At 35.0% G+C, this 17389-nt stretch carries 23 protein-coding genes and 1 pseudogene; 5 read left to right on the top strand and 19 right to left on the bottom strand.

Annotated features, from left to right (window positions below; all coding sequences use genetic code 11):
• Window positions 1–72 precede the first annotated feature (72 nt).
• The 5 genes and pseudogenes from MTQ00_RS15500 to mraZ form a co-directional block, all read right to left on the bottom strand.
• Window positions 73–1533: a UDP-N-acetylmuramoyl-L-alanyl-D-glutamate--2,6-diaminopimelate ligase gene (locus tag MTQ00_RS15500; protein ID WP_273650204.1), complete on the bottom strand. Its 1461-nt coding sequence runs from the start codon at window positions 1531–1533 to the stop codon at window positions 73–75.
• A 17-nt stretch (window positions 1534–1550) separates the two neighbouring features.
• A pseudogene (locus MTQ00_RS15495) lies at window positions 1551–3543 on the bottom strand (penicillin-binding transpeptidase domain-containing protein).
• Window positions 3527–3892, bottom strand: a complete 366-nt coding sequence (locus MTQ00_RS15490) for an FtsL-like putative cell division protein (protein WP_002981890.1) — start codon at window positions 3890–3892, stop codon at window positions 3527–3529. Before MTQ00_RS15490 ends, MTQ00_RS15495 begins: the two are co-directional and overlap by 17 nt.
• A gap of 64 nt (window positions 3893–3956) precedes the next feature.
• The gene (rsmH, locus tag MTQ00_RS15485) at window positions 3957–4850 is read right to left on the bottom strand and encodes a 16S rRNA (cytosine(1402)-N(4))-methyltransferase RsmH (RefSeq protein ID WP_273650203.1); all 894 of its coding nucleotides are present in this window, start codon (window positions 4848–4850) and stop codon (window positions 3957–3959) included.
• Between the two features lie 37 nt (window positions 4851–4887).
• Window positions 4888–5346: a division/cell wall cluster transcriptional repressor MraZ gene (mraZ, locus tag MTQ00_RS15480; RefSeq protein ID WP_172281531.1), complete on the bottom strand. Its 459-nt coding sequence runs from the start codon at window positions 5344–5346 to the stop codon at window positions 4888–4890.
• Window positions 5347–5618: 272 nt separating this feature from the next.
• On the opposite strand from mraZ, the gene MTQ00_RS15475 reads away from it, so the two are divergent.
• From MTQ00_RS15475 to MTQ00_RS22390, 4 genes are read left to right on the top strand one after another with little or no spacing between them, the layout of a single operon-like run.
• On the top strand, window positions 5619–6380 hold the full coding sequence (locus tag MTQ00_RS15475; RefSeq protein ID WP_172281529.1) for an alpha/beta fold hydrolase: 762 nt from the start codon (window positions 5619–5621) through the stop codon (window positions 6378–6380).
• 58 nt (window positions 6381–6438) lie between these two features.
• Window positions 6439–7062: a ribosome biogenesis GTP-binding protein YihA/YsxC gene (gene yihA, locus MTQ00_RS15470; protein ID WP_172281527.1), complete on the top strand. Its 624-nt coding sequence runs from the start codon at window positions 6439–6441 to the stop codon at window positions 7060–7062.
• Window positions 7055–7297 carry a GNAT family N-acetyltransferase gene (locus MTQ00_RS22395; protein ID WP_442868055.1) on the top strand — a complete coding sequence of 81 codons (243 nt, stop codon included), beginning with the start codon at window positions 7055–7057 and terminating at the stop codon, window positions 7295–7297. The genes yihA and MTQ00_RS22395 overlap by 8 nt, the downstream gene beginning before the upstream one ends.
• Window positions 7240–7503, top strand: coding sequence for a GNAT family N-acetyltransferase (locus MTQ00_RS22390; protein WP_442868076.1), 264 nt, complete (start codon window positions 7240–7242; stop codon window positions 7501–7503). Before MTQ00_RS22395 ends, MTQ00_RS22390 begins: the two co-directional genes overlap by 58 nt.
• Window positions 7504–7558: 55 nt before the next feature.
• On the opposite strand, the gene MTQ00_RS15460 is transcribed toward MTQ00_RS22390, so the two are convergent.
• The 14 genes from MTQ00_RS15460 to MTQ00_RS15395 form a co-directional block, all read right to left on the bottom strand.
• Window positions 7559–7891, bottom strand: coding sequence for a hypothetical protein (locus tag MTQ00_RS15460; RefSeq protein ID WP_273650202.1), 333 nt, complete (start codon window positions 7889–7891; stop codon window positions 7559–7561).
• Window positions 7892–7950: 59 nt separating this feature from the next.
• Window positions 7951–8439, bottom strand: coding sequence for a hypothetical protein (locus MTQ00_RS15455; RefSeq protein ID WP_273650201.1), 489 nt, complete (start codon window positions 8437–8439; stop codon window positions 7951–7953).
• Window positions 8440–8449: 10 nt separating this feature from the next.
• Window positions 8450–8812: a hypothetical protein gene (locus MTQ00_RS15450; protein WP_273650200.1), complete on the bottom strand. Its 363-nt coding sequence runs from the start codon at window positions 8810–8812 to the stop codon at window positions 8450–8452.
• Window positions 8772–9791, bottom strand: coding sequence for a beta-carotene 15,15'-monooxygenase (locus tag MTQ00_RS15445; protein WP_273650199.1), 1020 nt, complete (start codon window positions 9789–9791; stop codon window positions 8772–8774). The genes MTQ00_RS15450 and MTQ00_RS15445 overlap by 41 nt, the downstream gene beginning before the upstream one ends.
• Window positions 9792–9797: 6 nt before the next feature.
• Window positions 9798–10205 (bottom strand): hypothetical protein, encoded by a 408-nt coding sequence (locus tag MTQ00_RS15440; RefSeq protein ID WP_172281519.1) that lies wholly within the window; start codon window positions 10203–10205, stop codon window positions 9798–9800.
• Window positions 10183–10605: a DUF6804 family protein gene (locus tag MTQ00_RS15435; RefSeq protein ID WP_273650198.1), complete on the bottom strand. Its 423-nt coding sequence runs from the start codon at window positions 10603–10605 to the stop codon at window positions 10183–10185. Before MTQ00_RS15435 ends, MTQ00_RS15440 begins: the two co-directional genes overlap by 23 nt.
• Window positions 10606–10616: 11 nt before the next feature.
• Window positions 10617–10832 carry a TM2 domain-containing protein gene (locus MTQ00_RS15430; protein ID WP_172281515.1) on the bottom strand — a complete coding sequence of 72 codons (216 nt, stop codon included), beginning with the start codon at window positions 10830–10832 and terminating at the stop codon, window positions 10617–10619.
• A 5-nt stretch (window positions 10833–10837) separates the two neighbouring features.
• A complete protein-coding gene (locus tag MTQ00_RS15425) occupies window positions 10838–11461 on the bottom strand; it encodes a PH domain-containing protein (protein WP_273650197.1) in 624 nt (207 codons plus the stop codon).
• 16 nt (window positions 11462–11477) lie between these two features.
• Window positions 11478–11987 (bottom strand): SH3 domain-containing protein, encoded by a 510-nt coding sequence (locus tag MTQ00_RS15420; protein WP_273650196.1) that lies wholly within the window; start codon window positions 11985–11987, stop codon window positions 11478–11480.
• Window positions 11987–13057: a type I restriction endonuclease gene (locus tag MTQ00_RS15415; protein ID WP_273650195.1), complete on the bottom strand. Its 1071-nt coding sequence runs from the start codon at window positions 13055–13057 to the stop codon at window positions 11987–11989. The genes MTQ00_RS15420 and MTQ00_RS15415 overlap by 1 nt, the downstream gene beginning before the upstream one ends.
• Before the next feature lie 5 nt (window positions 13058–13062).
• Window positions 13063–13401 (bottom strand): YegP family protein, encoded by a 339-nt coding sequence (locus MTQ00_RS15410; RefSeq protein WP_273650194.1) that lies wholly within the window; start codon window positions 13399–13401, stop codon window positions 13063–13065.
• A 139-nt stretch (window positions 13402–13540) separates the two neighbouring features.
• The gene (locus tag MTQ00_RS15405; protein WP_172281505.1) at window positions 13541–14206 is read right to left on the bottom strand and encodes a response regulator; all 666 of its coding nucleotides are present in this window, start codon (window positions 14204–14206) and stop codon (window positions 13541–13543) included.
• A gap of 12 nt (window positions 14207–14218) precedes the next feature.
• Complete coding sequence (locus tag MTQ00_RS15400) at window positions 14219–15889, bottom strand: tetratricopeptide repeat-containing sensor histidine kinase (RefSeq protein WP_273650193.1); 1671 nt, start codon at window positions 15887–15889, stop codon at window positions 14219–14221.
• A 71-nt stretch (window positions 15890–15960) separates the two neighbouring features.
• Window positions 15961–16161, bottom strand: coding sequence for a hypothetical protein (locus tag MTQ00_RS15395; RefSeq protein ID WP_273650192.1), 201 nt, complete (start codon window positions 16159–16161; stop codon window positions 15961–15963).
• A gap of 369 nt (window positions 16162–16530) precedes the next feature.
• Here MTQ00_RS15395 and MTQ00_RS15390 point away from each other — a divergent pair, with 369 nt between their 5' ends.
• The gene (locus MTQ00_RS15390; protein WP_273650191.1) at window positions 16531–17340 is read left to right on the top strand and encodes a hypothetical protein; all 810 of its coding nucleotides are present in this window, start codon (window positions 16531–16533) and stop codon (window positions 17338–17340) included.
• Window positions 17341–17389: the final 49 nt, after the last annotated feature.

Below are 17389 nucleotides of genomic sequence, written 5' to 3'. Positions count from 1 at the left end.
TTGTTAATAAATGATAAGTGATGTTTGATGAATGATAAGATCAATAATAATTGATCATTTATCGATTATAAATTACTTGCTCATTAACTTCCACAGTTCTGTAATTACTTCTTTGTCATCAAAATGGTGTTTTACACCATTAATCTCCTGATAGTTTTCGTGACCTTTTCCGGCTACTAAAACAATATCTTTGGGCTCTGCAAATTTAATCGCCATTTTTATGGCTTCTTTTCTATCGGGTATTGAAGTGTATTTGCTGAAGTTCTGAGGTTCAACACCTGCTTCAATTTCTTTTATAATTGCTGCCGGATCTTCTGTTCTCGGGTTATCTGAAGTGATAATTGCCAACGTGGATTTTTTCGTTGCAATGTTTCCCATTTCAGGTCTTTTGGAGTGGTCTCTGTCTCCCCCGCAACCGAAGACGGTAATCAGTCTTTCATTTTTTGTTCTGATATCATTAATGCTGTCCAGAATATTTTCCAATGCATCCGGAGTGTGGGCATAATCGACGATGAAAAAAATGCCACCATCGGATTTGAAGGTTTCAAATCTTCCTGAGACTCTTTTCAGGGTGCTGATGGCCTGAAGGATTTCATTGGATTCAAAGCCGAGTTCAGATGCAATTCCAAATACCAATAGAAGATTATAGACATTGAATCTTCCCGTTAAGGTGGTCCAGAATTCCTTCCCGTTGAAGTTCAGGAGCATTCCGTTAAAATCAATTTCCAAAGCTTTTCCATGGTAATCTGCCATTGTTTTCAATGCATATGATCTTTTGGTAGCTTTGGTATTCTGGAGCATTACATTCCCGTTTTTGTCATCAATATTGGTAATGGCAATAGCGGTATCAGGAAGCTCATCAAAGAACCTTTTTTTCGTTTTCAGATATTCCTCAAATGTTTTGTGATAATCCAGATGATCGTGAGTAAGATTTGTAAATCCTGCAACTTTGAAATGAAGTCCTTCAATTCTGTTTTGGGAAATTCCATGAGAACTTACTTCCATGAAAGCAAATTCGCAACCTGCTTCTACGGCCCTAGCTAAAACCTGATTGATCGTAATAATATCCGGGGTAGTATGTGTGGCCGGAATTATTTCGCTGCCTATTCTGATTTCAACAGTTGAAAGCAATGCAGATTCATAGCCCAGATTTTTGAAAACATCAAAAAGCAAAGTGGAAACAGATGTTTTTCCGTTGGTTCCGGTAACGCCGATGAGTTTCAGGTTTTGAGAAGGATTTCCATAAAAGTTTGAGGCCAGATGTCCCAGGGTTTTCGAAGAATCTTTTACTTTTACATACGTAACATCCTCATTCAGCTGATCGGGCAATACTTCACAAACGATCGTTTTTGCTCCTTTTTCAATAGAAGATGCAATATATGAATGCCCATCTGCAACCGTTCCCTTTACTGCGATGTAAAGAGAATTTTCTGTAACCTTTCTGCTGTCGAATACCAGCTCCGAAACTTCACGGGTATTGTCGCCGTGAATTTCTAAAGTTTGGATTCTGTTTAATAATTCAATTAATTGCATTTCTCTGATGCTTATTTTTAATTCTGAAGAGATAAATAAATTCTCTGGTTCTTACTGATCGTAGTTCCCTCCAAAGGAAACTGTTCTTTTATTCTTCCTACTCCTTTGTAGTCTACACGGTATCCAAGGTTTTCCAGTTGTGGAATCACATTCTTACCTATTAATCCTACCACGTTAGGCATTTGTTTATCATTTACTGCTACTTTCACATTAGGCTCCACCATTTTATTGAGGTTTACCTTTTTGTCAACAAGCATTTCTTTTTCAATATTCTGAGGCGTCTTCAGGAATGTTTTTCCTGCAATTTCTTTAAAAACCGGGGCTGAAACAGTCGCTCCGTAAAATCCTTTTGCCGTATTCGGCTCACTGATCATTACATAACAGGTATACTTCGGATTATCAGCTGGATAGAACCCTGCAAAAGAGGCACGGTATTTCATCGGGCCCGGAAGCCAGTACTCAAATCTGGCGGTCCCTGTTTTTTCCTGCCATTTTCAGATTCGGGGTGAAAATACTTCGTCCGGTTCCTTTTTCCACGGCTTTTGTCAAAGCATTGGTCATCATTTTAATTGCTTTCTCAGAAGCCATTTTGCTGACCATTACCTCCGGCTTAGCCTGATACATTACTTTACCATCCTTCATGATCTTATCGATGAATAAAGGCTTAAGCATTTTACCATTATTAGCAACCCCGTTGTAGAAAGTTGCTAATTGTAATAAGTTAATGTTCGAAGAATATCCAAAAGATATCGAGGCAAGTGTTGCTGCGTTCCATCTTTTATTTTGCGGAGTTACGATCTTAGGTTTTGTAATGCCCGGAAGTTCGATATCCATTTTATCAAATAATTTCCAGCGCTTAAGGTGATCAAGGAATATCTGTGGCTTATCGGCATAGTATTTCGTAATCAGTTTGGCGGTTCCTACGTTGCTGGATTTCGCAAGAACGTCACTGATGTCGTATATCCCTCCTCCGTGGCCATCTGAAATTCTTTGCTTCGCATAGGTCCATACTCCGTTTCCTACATTTACCGTTGTGTTATCATCGATGAATCCGTCATCCATTGCTGCCAAAAGTGAAATGGTTTTGAAAGTTGAGCCAGGTTCGATATTATCTTTTAAAGCATAATTATAAGCATCTTCGTACTCTCCTGAATCTGTTCTTCGAAGGTTTACCATGGCACGAACCTTTCCGGTTCCTACTTCCATGACAATTACAGTACCGTGTTTTGCTTCAAAATTTACGAGCTGCTTCTCAAGAGCTGAGTGTGCAATGTCTTGAATTCTAAGGTCTAAGGTCGTATATACATCTTCTCCATCTACGGGTTCCTGAACCTTCCAGAAATCAATAGGCTTCCACTGCGAAGAATTGATTCTTTGTTCCAATCTTTTCCCGTCGGTGCCTGTCAGGTATTTTGAAAAAGCTCCTTCCAGACCGGATTTGTACTCACTGTTATCCATTCCGATGGTACCTGCACCAATTTCAGAAGTTGCGAGCTCTCTTTTATAATTTCTGTCTACGATAAACCCACCTTTATTCTTTCCTTTCTTAAAGATCGGGAAGTTTCTGATCCTGTCGTATTCATCAAAATCCAAGCCTCTGGCTAGTGTATAGTATTGATTTTTCTTTCTTTTCTGTTCGTCAAATTTCTGTCTGAATTCACTTCTTGGTTTTCCAAACATCTTGCTTAGTGAATCCGTTAATGCACCGATATTGTTACTGTAAACCGTATCCTTTATTGTTTTGAAATCAAGATAGATATCATAACGCATAACGGTAGTTGCGAGAATAGAGCCATCTGATGCAAATAAATTCCCTCTGGCGGCCTTTAAAGTAGCTTCACGATAGTTTTTATTGATGTAGTCGTCTTTAATTTCCTGAACATTAGTGTTTTGGAGAATAACGATTCTTGTTAAAAAAAGTACAAACACGCACAAAGCTACCACTGCGAAGAGGTAGCCCCACCTTAACGTTTTTTTACGTTTGTTATCGTATTCATTTTGCTTTTGCATCTGTACTATCCAATTTTATTAGCAGTTTATGAGGATGGTTTTCCAGTGTCATTAGAGAATCCCGTGCTACTTCTTTTCCGAGCTCTGATTCCATTTTTACCTTAATCAGCTTACTTTGGGCATAAGCGTTTCGGGATTTATATTCTTCTGTTTCTTCTTTTAAAGCATTTACAATTTTGATCTTTTTGTTCACCAGGTGATTGGTATAGATCATGGCCATCATCAGTACAAAAAGCAATAAGAAATACTTGTAATGTATTTTTATCTCATCACGGTTGAGAAAATTTCCTTTTATAATGTCTATAAAAGTTAATCTCTTTTGTGGGCGATTTGTCGTTCTTTTAGCCAATTTATTATTGATAAATGATGATTAATAATTGATAATAAGGGTGTTAATCCTTATTTCTAACCATTTATACTTTTATTCCTGTTCTCATTTTTGCACTTCTTGCTCTTGAGTTTTCCTCAATCTCCTTATCATCAGGAATGATTGCCTTACTCTTCAGCAGTTCGAATGCCTTTTTATAATTTCCATAAATATCCCTCGTCGGTTCACCTTCAAACATTCCGTTTTTAAGGAATCTTTTTACAAGACGATCTTCCAGGGAGTGGTATGAAATAACTACCAGTCTTCCTTCCGTTTTTAAGATCTGATAAGCCTGAACGAGCATTTCTTTTAAAACCTCAAGCTCCTGGTTTACTTCGATTCTTATTGCCTGGAAAAGCTGTGCATAAAATTTATTAACCTTATGCGGGGGAAGATAGCTGAATAGTTTTTTCAGGTCTTCCGTTGTATTGATGATTTTACTTTTTCTGTGATGAACAATATCCCTCGCCAGTTTACGTGCTTCTCTCAATTCACCGTAGTAGTAAAATATATCTGCCAGCTGCTCTTCTTCATATTCATTGATCACCCTTTTGGCATCCAGGCTCTGCATTACATTCATCCTCATATCCAGTGGGGCATCACTTCTGGTAGAAAACCCTCTTTCCGCTTCATCAAACTGATGCGATGATACTCCCAGATCCGCCAATATTCCATCTACCTGAGAAACTCCGTACATCAGTAAAGAATTTTCCAGGAACCTGAAATTCTGATTAATCAAGGTAAACCTCGGATCATCAATATTATTTTTAAGAGCGTCTAAGTCCTGATCAAAACTGAATAGCCTTCCTTTTTCCGAGAGCCTGCTCAGTATTTCTCTTGAATGACCTCCGCCACCAAAAGTACAGTCCACGTATGTTCCGTCTGGATTCGTAACCAAATCATCAACACTTTGCTTCAACAAAACGGGATTATGATACATGTTTTAATTTGTGTTTTGCGCCTTTTTAGCAGCGTAGTTATTCTTCATCGAAAGAGCCCATCACATCTTCAGCAAGGCTTGCAAAATCGGTTTCGTTGGTAGAGATCACTTTCTCGTAAGCTTCTTTATCCCAGATTTCAAATAATTCCCCGGCACTTGTGATCACAATATCTTTATGAAGATTTGCGAAGTGGGTAAGGTCTTTGGAAATCTGTAATCTTCCGGCGTTATCCAACTCTACAGTTTTTACTCCTGCTGTAAACATTCTTATGAAATCAGCATTCTTTTTAATGAATCTGTTTAGTTTATTAATTTTGCCCATCAGCTGATCCCAAGCATTCATAGGATAAACTTCCAGGCAGGGTTGAAACACGGAGCGTTTGACTACAAAGGCTTTATCGTCAAAGTTCTCCATCTGCTTGATCAGCGATGCAGGGACTTTTAAGCGACCTTTGTCGTCTATTTTACACTCATATGTTCCAATGAAATTCTTCATTTGGGACAAATTTATATAATTATTTCCAAAACTTCCCACTTTTTCCCACTTTTTGACTCAATGTTAATAAGTTTTATCAAAGATTGAAGACCGCAGGGGTAAGTGGTTGATATTTTGGATATTGGAATTGGTCTTATTTTGCCCATAACAAAAAGGATGTTAAAAAAGATCGGCAAAAAGCCTTTATTATATTATTTTTATCTTAAATTAGGAATATCAAAATATTTTTGAGGTTTAATTTGTATTTTTGCAGGGCTTTATTAAGGCGTTTTATGATATTTAGTACAAAAAAAGAAAAGAAATATACTTTTGTAGAAGCGGGAGAAGGACATCCATTGGTGCTGTTGCACGGGTTAATGGGTGGTTTGAGTAATTTCGATAAGATGGTGAATTTTTTTTCGGAGAAAGGATTTAAGGTATATGTGCCTCAATTGCCAATCTATGATTTGCCGGTACTCAATACCAATCTTACTACTATCGCAAAATATATTATCAAGTTTATAGAGAGCCATATTTCGGAACCGGTAACTATTGTCGGGAATTCGATGGGCGGTCATGTCGGGCTTATCTTAGCTTTGGCAAGGCCTGATCTTGTAAAAAATCTTGTTTTAACGGGAAGTTCCGGATTATACGAAAGAACATTCGGGGACAGCTTTCCGAGAAAAAGTGACAGACAATATATAAGGAAGAAAACGGAGGAAGTTTTCTATGACCCTGCAGTCGCTACAGAGGATCTCGTGGACGAGGTTTTCGGTGTTGTTAATGACAGAATGAAAGGAATAAAAACGGTAATGCTTGCCAGAAGTGCTATCAAACACAACATGCTGAATGATCTCCCTAAAATTCTGACACCTACGTGCCTGATCTGGGGAAAGCAGGATAATGTAACACCTCCTGAGGTGGCAGAAGATATGCATAAGTTTATTCCTAATTCTGATCTGTACTGGATAGATAAATGCGGCCACGCAGCAATGATGGAAAAACCAGATGAATTCAATGAAATTCTTTACAGCTGGTTAAAAGATAAAGTATAAATAACTTAAACCATTAAGATAGCTCTTAATGGTTTGTTTTTCTTAAAATAATTCAAAAATGGTAATTAAAACAGCAGAATTTGTCAAAAGTAGCGGGAAATGGCAGGAATGCCCGGAGCCCAATATTCCCGAATATGCTTTTATAGGAAGATCAAATGTGGGTAAATCATCATTGATCAATGCGATGATGAATCATAAAGATCTGGCAAAAACTTCACAAACTCCGGGAAAAACACAGCTGATCAACCATTTTTTAGTCAATGAAAGCTGGTATCTTACCGATTTGCCGGGATACGGATATGCTAAAGTTTCAAAGGTTCAGAGAAAAGATTTTGAAAAACTGATCACCAATTATATCCTGAACAGAAGGAATCTGGTTAACCTTTTTGTTTTGGTGGATTCAAGACACACTCCTCAGAAAATCGATTTAGAGTTTATCCAATGGTGTGGAGAGAGCGGAGTTCCTTTTTCAATTGTTTTTACCAAAGCAGATAAACTGAAGCCTAATGTTGTTATAAAAAATGTGGAGGATTATAAAGCTGAACTTCACAAAACCTGGGAAGACCTGCCGGAACTGTACATTACTTCAGCAGAAAAGAAGGAAGGAGGCGACAAAATTCTGGATTTCATCCAGACCACCAATGAATTTTTAAAAAATAATAGCGTAAACTTTGATGAGTAATATAATCTGGAAAATAAAAACTTTTGATGAGTTCACCGTTCCTGAGCTTTATAAAGTTTTAAAGGCGCGTATTGATGTTTTTGTGATTGAGCAAAACTGCCCTTATCCTGATCTGGATAATTATGATCAGAAGGGTATTCATATCTGGGCGGAGGAAGAAGGTGAGATCCTTGCCTACTGCAGGGTTTTGATAAGGGTATTAAATATGATGAAACTTCATTCGGAAGAGTACTGACTACTGAGAAAGCAAGAGGAAAAAGCTTAGGAAAACAATTGATAAGATATGCGGTTGAAACCATTGAAAACAGGTTTCATACATCGGAGATCAAAATCTCTGCACAGGATTACCTGTTGCGTTTCTATTCTGAGTTTGGTTTTATTGATACCGGGAAAAAATATCTGGAGGATGATATTCCGCATACGGAAATGATCAGAAAATAAAAAGCGAAGACTAATCTTCGCTTTTTTGTGGTTATATGTTGAGTGTTTTTAGTTTTTATCCTTTAATGGCTTTTAAAATAATCGGTTCCAGATTAGAAGGAAGGTCTGCTAATTTAATCTGGTAATTTTTGACTTTCATTTCTTTGAACCAGTTTTCCCAGTATTCTTTGATGACTGCTTCTTCGAATGGATTGCCTTTTTCAGGGTTAATTCCCAAAACAATTATTTCCAGATTATTCAGATTATCATTGGCCTTTACAAAGCCCAAATGATTTTTCTCAATTTCTGCTTTATAATCTGTTGTGGTAAGATGAAATGATTTTATTAATTTTGATGTCAGATAAGAGGTCTTCTTTTCTTGTGAAAACTTGGAATCTTCATGATACATGTAGCCGTCAGTCAGAATAAAAAGAATATTTCTTCGATCATCTTTGATACAATAATCCTTTACTTTATTTCTAAAGAACTCCCAAATGTCAGAACCAACGTATTTATCATCTTTAATGGCTGATTGATAAATATTAGAAGGCAATTCAGAATATTTTTTTCGACAGAACTAAAATAATCTTTGCTTGTATTTTTATCAAAAGATACCTTTAGTTCTTTGGTCAGTTCGTTCATTTTTGGATCGGAAGGTTCAGGATTAAAGAAGATCTGCATCTGATCATCATAAGTGATTATTCTTTTGGATTTAATATGGTTGAGAAATCCTTTTTCAATGGTTTTGATATATTCCACATCTCTCTGAGCATATTCCATTGATGGGTTTGGGTTGGTTTTGGGATCGATTCGGTCCGATAAATCAATTAAAATGCTAACATTTAAGTTATTCAGATCAGTTTGAATACTATCTTTTCTTTCATCGGAAGAACCACTTTCAGTTTTGCAACAAGAAACAAAAGAGATGATTATTAATAAGTATATTATTTTTTTCATGGCTTTCGATTTATAAAGAAGACAAGTATACTAAATTTTGATTATCAGAATTAGCTCCTACGGTTTCCAGATTGATATTATAGGTTTCAATACAGCTTTCGATCATCGTTTGTTTCTCTGTTTTGGAAACAGCTATCTTTTCTCCAATAAAAGTAATCCAACCCTGGACATACTCTGAGGCATATAACTTGTAATCTTTGGTTGGAATGATGACTCCATCAATAATATTCTGAAGTTCTTCAATTCTCCCACGGGTTTTAATTATTAATTCTTTTGTGGTACCTATATTTCCCAGAATTTCTTCAATTTCTTTTTCAGTACATTGATTTTTTCTAAAAGAAAAAGCACGTTTTTTGTCTGATTTCTTGTTCATTTTTGATTTTATCTTTTTCTTTATGCTCCTTCATAACGAAATCAAATACCAACCCCCAGATAATGTAGACAATGAATCCTGCGAAAATAATTCCCCAAAACTGTATTTTAGTAAAAGCGATTTTAAGATTAAAATCAGTGGAATTAAATGTTTTATTTAATTCATACAGTTTTGATTCAATCTCATATGCTAAAATGGAGTCGAAAACAAATGTAACTACGAATAATAGTCCAAGTTTAATATAATTCGCTGTTGTTTTATTCTCGCTGAACATGTGAATGAGAAAGCCTAGTCCAAGAAATACAAATGGAATTAAAGTGACAAAAGCTCCTTCAATAGCTCCTGCGTTCCATGCTTTACTGAATGCTTGTGCGTCCAAAACACTTTGTATCACCGTACTTTTAGCATCAAAACTTTTAAAGAAAGCAGAGTAAGAAGTTGAAATATAGAATGTGATCAAGTAAAGGCTTATAGGAATGAGAAGGAATGCGCCAATCCAGAATTTAGTGGAAGCTCCTTTTGTTGCCTTTACATTGTGTTTTTCGGGGTTTCTAGGTAAATCCAGTATTTCAGCTTTTAGGGCCTCAATTGTGTTTTGATGATTTTCGACCTCCTTGTTTTTATTTTTTAGTTGTTCTTCTTTAGTTTCCTGGGAAACAGTCAGAGCTTTGATCTCAGTTTCTCTGTTTTTTTGCTCATTGATATAAGACTCCTTAAGCTTTTGCTGTTTTTCAACCATCTCTTTTTCCTCATTTTGAAACTTTGAGTATACGGCATCAAGGCAAATTGATAGTGTGGAATGATTTCCATTTGTTCTGGAGCTGTCCCTGTAGCCGGCTTCGTGATAAGTTCTTTTTCTGCTTTCTTCAGGAGATTCTGTTTCTACTTTAGAGTCGGTGTCTTTGAGAACTTCCTGTTTGGGTGTTTCAATTGGAACTGATTTCAGTTTGAATAAATTTTTTATGCTGATGGTATCCATAGTGTTTTAGTTTTTTAATTCATATAAAATATCACTTTTATTCTTTCCGATTTTTACTGCTTCGATAAGGTAATCAACAATATCTGTTACATTCTCTTCCAGAAAACCGAACATAAGTACATACTTTTCCATAGCGGAATACTCGTTTGGAGAGACGACGCCGTCGGCCCATATCATCACAGTGAGATCATATAGGTAATCAACTTTCTCCTCAATGGTTTGTGGGACCAGAGATTTAAAATTGATAGGATTCAGCAGAATATCATCCAGATTTTTTGAAGATATTCCTCTTTCTTCAGCACATTTGTAAAGCATTTTCAGCTCCAGAGCACTGAAATCATCATCACAAATAGCCATTTGATAAAGCCTTAAGAAGTGAGCTTTGAGATTTTCAGTTATTTGATTGTTTTCCATTGGTTGGTTCTTCTTTGGTCTTTTTGGGATTAATAATGATATCTCGTGAAGGAGATCTTACTTGTCTATTATGTTCTGGAATTTCTTCAGTAGTTTCTTCTTCCTTTTTAAAATCCAGTTTTTCAGCAAACGCTATAAGGAGAAAAAGGATTCCTGTAATGGTATCAATAGGGATCCATATACTTTTTCTATATAGATAAATGGGAAAAACCGGATTAAAAATGATCAGTATTACTATGAATATTGCTCCCCAGTTGTATTGCTTATTGTTCAAAAAACTATAGATGATAATCAGTGCTCCAACAGAGACTAAAACCCGGAGAAAGGTGTAATATTCAATAGGGAGTCTAAAAACACCTACAAAACAACATATTGCACAGAAGGTGAGAAATGGTTTCATTTTTTTAGTTTTTAGAATCCTGTAGTAAGGTTGTACTTGTAATTGAAACTATTTTCAGACATGAAAATGAAAACGATGAAGTCAATAAAGGCAATGAGTGCCGGGATAAAAGTCCAGCAGAATAAAAGATAGAATATTCCTAATGTATTTTGGCCTAAGTAAAATCTATGAATGCCCAATCCCCCTAAAAAGAGAGCGAGCATGGCTGTGGTAAATTTTGATTTCATAATTTCTAAACTCTTGATAAGATTTCATTCTTTTTTTCTTCAAACTCTTCCGGGGAAATAATTCCGGTTTCTATTAAGCCTTTTAATTTTTGTAAAATGGCAAAAGGATCTTCATTTTCTATCAACAAAGGTTGTTGTTGGAATTGATGTGGCTGGGCAATAATAGGTGTCGTGTTATTTACAGTTACTCCTCCTCCAGCAGAAGCTCTTCTTGTTTCTAAATCTTTTTCTCTTCTCACACCTCTCATTTGTTCTTCAATTTCCTGAGCGTATTGATAGAGTTTTCTTGCTTGTGCTTTTGGTAAATAGTCCATCATGTTGATTAGGTTTCCTACAGTTTTCATAATGAAAGTAGCCCCAAGAATACCTTCTTTAATATGACAGTCTGCAACATCTACCCAACTGTAATCCTGAAAATCCATTGATAAACCGAAATTTTTGGGTCTACAAAAAATAACTCTCCTATTGGTAAGAGCAATACAGTCCGGAGATAAATTAAAAGCCGGCTTTTTTTGAACGGCAATATATTCAACAAACTCTTGTGAAGTAAGAAGGCTGTTAATTTTTTCAAGGAGCTTTTCAACAGCTTTAGGATCCTGTTCTTCGTTTAAAAATTGTTTTAAATTCATAGATATTTGTTTTTAGTTATTTTACATTTTTATAATATACATATCCTATTTTTCCTGATTTCTGTACTTTCACTTTATACCAAGAATCCTGTTTTGAAAGCTGAATCAGCTTTTCGTTTTTAGGAACAGTTTCTATTATTTTGGATTGAATAGAAGGTTTTTCATATATGTAGGTAATTGCAGTTCCTGCTATGTATCTGCCAGAATTGATATTGATTTCATTCACAAAAACTGAAGGAGCTTTGGTAGATTTACCTCTTTTTGAAGAATAAGAATCATTATCTCCCGGTCTTTTATGTTTGTCTTTCTTTGAAGAAGATTTTTTTCCGGAGGATTCTCCTTTACAAACACCACAGGTTCCACCACCTCCTGCACAATGTCCACAACCGGAACAATTTGAACAAGCTGTACAATAGGCAGACCCCGTACATCTTCCATCGTGCCCAATATTATCGTTTGCCTTAAAACAAGAATGTAAAAGAAAAATGATGATTGGGATTATAATAAGTAAAAACAGCTTTTTCATCAGTTATAATTTTCAAGTGTTTTGTGAAGTTCATTTCTGAAATTGTAGATTTCATCGAGATTACCTAATAAAATCTTTTCTCCGGAATCTTTCCCGTTATGAAATAGCTCCAGGTATTTATTCGAGGTATTAAAATGTAGTCTGCAAAGAGGTTTCCTATTGTTGTCATCGAATAAAATTCCGAAATAGGATAGAGTATCCCGATAAGCAATTCTTGATGATTCGACTTTTTCTCGCAGGATAGCCTTTACAATTTGAAACCCTTCCAGTTCTTCTTCGGTTGTTACAATTTTAGAATCATTGTTTTCATCAATAGATTGTGGTGTTTTTACAGCCTCATCCCTTTTTTCAATCTGTTCGTTAATACTCAATGCAGATTTGAGCCTGAAACTTATGGATTCATTGATTGATGTTGTCAAAGCTTTCTTTGTGTACTCTTTGAAGGAGATCATTCTGTTCGCGGTTAAAGGTTTTTCGAAAAAACGATTGACTAACAGCCTAACCAACTCATCAGAGGGGTTTTCGATTTCTTTCTCAAATTCTCTCCGGATTGCTTTGATATACTTTAATGCTTCAGCAGAATCTAAAATGCTTTCCAGATTGTAGTCTTTTTTGGTAAAGCTTTCGAGAATTTTAATCGAACTGTCTTTGAGATCTTCAATGTTGATGGTAAAAAAAGGCTTTTCATCCATAATATTAGGCTTCTCCAGATCGGTGTAAAAATTATATACAATCCCATTGGTTAGCACTCCGAACCGGGTTTTTGAAACATGATAGTATCTGTGGAGCTGCGAATTGTGCGCATCTGCACTTTCTTTCCAATGCTTACATTCAATGATAAAAATAGGATTGTCGTTGTGTCTTATTACATAGTCTACTTTTTCTCCTTTTTTGGTTCCGATATCACAAATATGCTCAGGAACCACTTCGGTAGGATTAAATATATCATAACCTAAAATCTGGATAAACGGCATAACAAAAGCATTTTTGGTCGCTTCTTCCGTATTGATCTGGTCTTTCAATCCTACTACTTTCTGATGCAGCTGCTCTAGTTTTATTTTAAGATCCATTGCTTTTAGTTTTTAAGGGTTTCATCAATAATTTCTGCGGTTGGAGCGTTGGATTTTACAGAGTGAATTCCATTTTCCATTGCTGTCTTTGAGCTGTAGAGCTGGCTTTTTCCAATGATCTCCCCATTTCTGGCTTTTAGCACGAAATAATCTTTACCATTTACAGCCTCTCTTCTGTCGTATCTGGAATCGTCCTTTGAATTGATTCTTACAGACTCTATTCCTTTATGACAGGAGGCTTTCTGAACATAGCCTTCGCTGGTCAGGATAATTTCTCCGTTTCCAGCCTTAAGATTGAATTGATACTCATTGTTTATTCTCTGAGTAATTACAAATTTTCCCATGATTGTTTTTTATTTAACATTCCAAAAGTATAACCCTTTCAAAACCAATCCTTACGGGAATCCGTAAAACGGGCAAAAAACAAAAAAACCTTTCAAAAAAATGAAAGGCTATATTAAATCGGGATGGAAAATTTGTTTTTTAAATAATTCCGATGTCTTTGCAAAATGCAACCAGTTGTTCGTTGCTGGTTACCTCAAGATCTTCTTTTAAGCTGTTCAATTTTTTTTCAACACTGCTTAAGCTGTTAGGTTTTATGTTTTTTTCCTGTAGGAGATCAGGAATGTTTTTTTGCAGAACTCCTTTTGAAAGAAGGGAAACGAGTGTAATTTCATACGCAGAAAACTCATAACTATTTAGTTTTTTTATTTCCTGCTTTAAATCAAGAGACAGATAATTTTCATTAATGTAAACAGATGCAATTGATTTTTTCAGCTCTTTGGAATCGTTTCTTGCTTTACGAACATATCCATTGATATGATAGTCTTTGAAAAGAGAATCGATGATTCCGGATTTGTGTTCGGCGGAAAAGACAATGACTTTCAGGGAAGGCTGAAGTGCCTTTATTTGTTGGATAAGATCTCTTCCGTCTTTAATGTTTTGCTGCCGGTGATCTTCTTCATAATACAAATCAGTGATCAACAGGTCGTAAGGTTCATTTTCCCGAATGGATTTATGAACCTTTGCCAATGCATCATCACAGTAATATACATAATCAACATTCGGAATGTTGAGGTCTTCCAGTGTTTTTTGTACCGAAAGATTAATACTTTCATGGTCTTCAGCGATTAAAATTTTTTTGAACATTCTTTTTAGTTTTTAGGAAACAGGAAATGAAATGTTGATCTTCAATCCTCTTTCGGTTTTGGTGTCAAAAATAATTTCTCCTTTGATTGTTTCTATACGGGAAACCGTAGACGACAGCCCATTTTTATATATAATTTCTCCGGGAATGCCAATTCCATTATCGGTATAGTAAATTTTGATCAGTTCATTTTCCCTTTCAAATCTGAAAACCACCCGGTCTGCCCGGCTATGTTTTTTCATATTTACGAGTAATTCACGTACAATCTGGTACACTTCTGTCAGGGTTGATTCTTGTAATCCCTTCCATATGCTTGCATCGTTTCCGGCAAGATAGGTTTTTACAGTATCATTATTAAAGGAGCCTATAAGTTCCGATATCTTTTCATTGTAATTCTTCTCGTTATTGGTAAGATCGGTCTTTTCATAGGAAATATCCCTTGATTTTTCATAAACAAATTCCAATTCATCAAGCGCCTCATCTTTGCTAAAGCTTTCCTGGTTTTCAATCTTGGTCATCACCTGATAGATACCGTTTGCTACTACATCGTGTACTTTTTTGGAGAGTTTAAGTTGAGTGTTTTTTACTTCTAGCTCTTTTTCTTGTTTTAGTTTTTTCTGTCTTTTGCTATATAATATTATAATGATAATCAATGTAGCTACTAAACCACTTGAAATTAAATATTGTCTTAATAATTGAATTTCTTTTTGTGCATTTTGTGCTTCAGATCTTAGAAAGTCAGCTTTATTTTTTTCTGTTTCATACCTTATTAATGCGAACTGATTTTTTGCTTTACTCCTCGCAATAAGAAGACTGTCATTGAGTTTTTGATAATCTTTAAAATATATTGAAATATTACTTGTGTTGAGATCAATAAGTTTAATTAATGCCTGCAGCTTATCTTCAGGATTTTTTACCGCAATTGCTGTTTCAAGCATTTTTTCGGTATAAAAAAGAGCCTTACTTTTATCAAATGTTTTAAAGTATTCAGATAATGTATAGTAACTAGAATTTAAACCATCTATGTCATTGCTTTTTTTCCTTATTTCTAATGCTTTATAAAACTCAGGAAGAGGATTGTAATTTCTGTCTTGCATGAATTTAGCTCTAGCAAAATTGTTTAATGCCCGTGCATATTCCACTTTATTTTTAGATAAGATAGAATTTTTAAAGTATCTAATAGCTTGTTTGGCTTCATTTTTCTTTAAAAATGCTACCCCAATATTATTATAGTAGGTAAATTTTGTTTCGTCATTGGTTGCATATTGTATAGCATTTTTGTAAAAATCAATAGCATCATTGTAATTATACATGTAGCCAGATGCTATCCCCATATTATTAAAACTGGAAGCTAGGTCTCTTCTCACTATAGAATCTTTGATATTGGTAAGAAACTTATTTGCTTCGAGAGAGGTTTCTATCGAACCATAGAAATCACCTTTTGCAGTTTCAATAATTGCCATGTTAATCAAAGACTGTCCTGCTCTTAATGAATCATTATTTTTTATGTATTCGTCTTTTGCCAAGGTATAATAATAAAATGCTGAGTCACTGATTTTCGCATTTCTGAATTCTCTTGCTTTTACATGGAATAGATTTTCTTTTTTGGAATTATCTGATAAAGTTTTCTTTTTTGCACAAGAAAATAAAATCACTGATATAATTAATAGTAACAGACTCTTCATATTTCATAATATTAGTTTATAGTGCAAAGTAATAAAAAGGACAGATTTATGCAATCTGTCCTTTCTGATTATTAAGGGTTTGTAAATGGTGGTGGTGTCTGACCTGTATCGCCTGTGGTACCTCCTCCTGGGCCTCCCGGATCTAATCCTTCTGCCGGACTACTACTTGTTTGTATTGTAATTTGCGTTCCATTATTATGTGGACATGTTGCTGTATTTGCGTTATTATTTGGGAATGCTAAGCCTAATAGCATTAATATAAACTCGATCATTTTGTCAAAAAATTTAATGTTAAAGCATTCGTGTTCTTCCCTGCGAAACAGATCGCAGATAGTTTTACACGGTTAAAAAATTTGAAGCGCTTCTTAAATTTTTTGGGAAGTAGAACCTTCAAAAACGGAAGAGAAACATCTGCTTCCCAACCCGGAGTTTTCTTCCGTTTTATCTGGTGATTTAGAAATCAGTTTTGTAAATTTGTTATTGTAACGTTTTGTCTGTCATTGATTTCTGGAGCAAATATCCAACAATGGAGAAAGTGTGTGTTAGAAAGTTTTTGGAAAGTTCTTGGAAACTTTTGTACGGGAAACCGTAATGATTTTATTGATAAACCCTTTAATTTTCCGAATAAAAACTATTGCTATATGTCAAAATTTTTATCCCAGAAAAAAAAGCTACTGGAAGATGTATTTGAAAAGGCATCAAATGAGACAACTGAGAAATCTCCTAGTGGGATTCTAAAATCACTAGAAAGAAGTTTGTTAGATGATTTTAAAGTCAACCTGAGCTATAAAACCTTTGAGACTTATTATAAAACTATTGTTGAAAGTGAGAAAGATTATAATATTAAGCCTGTAATCCTTGATGATTTAAGCAATTATTTAGGATATGATAATTTCAAAAATTATTGTTTAGACTGGAAAACAATAGAATACACAATTAATCAAACGGTCTCTAGAATCGTAATTAATATTATTAATAAGCCAATTCTTGCAATGCCAGATTTTATTAAGAAAAATGGGCTTGGGCTTGTAGAAATGGCGTTTGTTATTTTTTTGGTTACAGGAGGGGTTATTTTTTCAAATAATAAGAAATACGATGATGGAATGAGACATTCTTTAGGGATTATGTCTGGAGGTAAGCTTGATGTGGAAAAGAATTATATGTATTGGGATGGAGATAGATATATTGCCACAGATAGCAGTGATCTTGGTCCTCAATTGAAAGTGGTTGCAATGAATCCACATGATTTTAGATATTTTAAGCGGATTAATAGACCTGATACACTTAATGTTGATAATAGCTTAGGTAAAGTATGGTATGATAAAAGTAAAAATCATGTAGAATTTTTTACAAGTTATGGGAAACATCCTAAAAATGAAAAAGCTTTAAAAGATGTTTCTGAAGGAATATTAGAGAATTATGCAGGTCAAAATGCTAAATTGGAAGAATGAATTTCTTTCACAATTATTTAAAATTCCCTTAAATCAATTCCAAAAATAA

The organism is Chryseobacterium sp. B21-037, assembly GCF_028570785.1.
Classification (GTDB): domain Bacteria; phylum Bacteroidota; class Bacteroidia; order Flavobacteriales; family Weeksellaceae; genus Chryseobacterium; species Chryseobacterium proteolyticum.
This window is presented reverse-complemented; position numbering and strand designations above follow the sequence as displayed.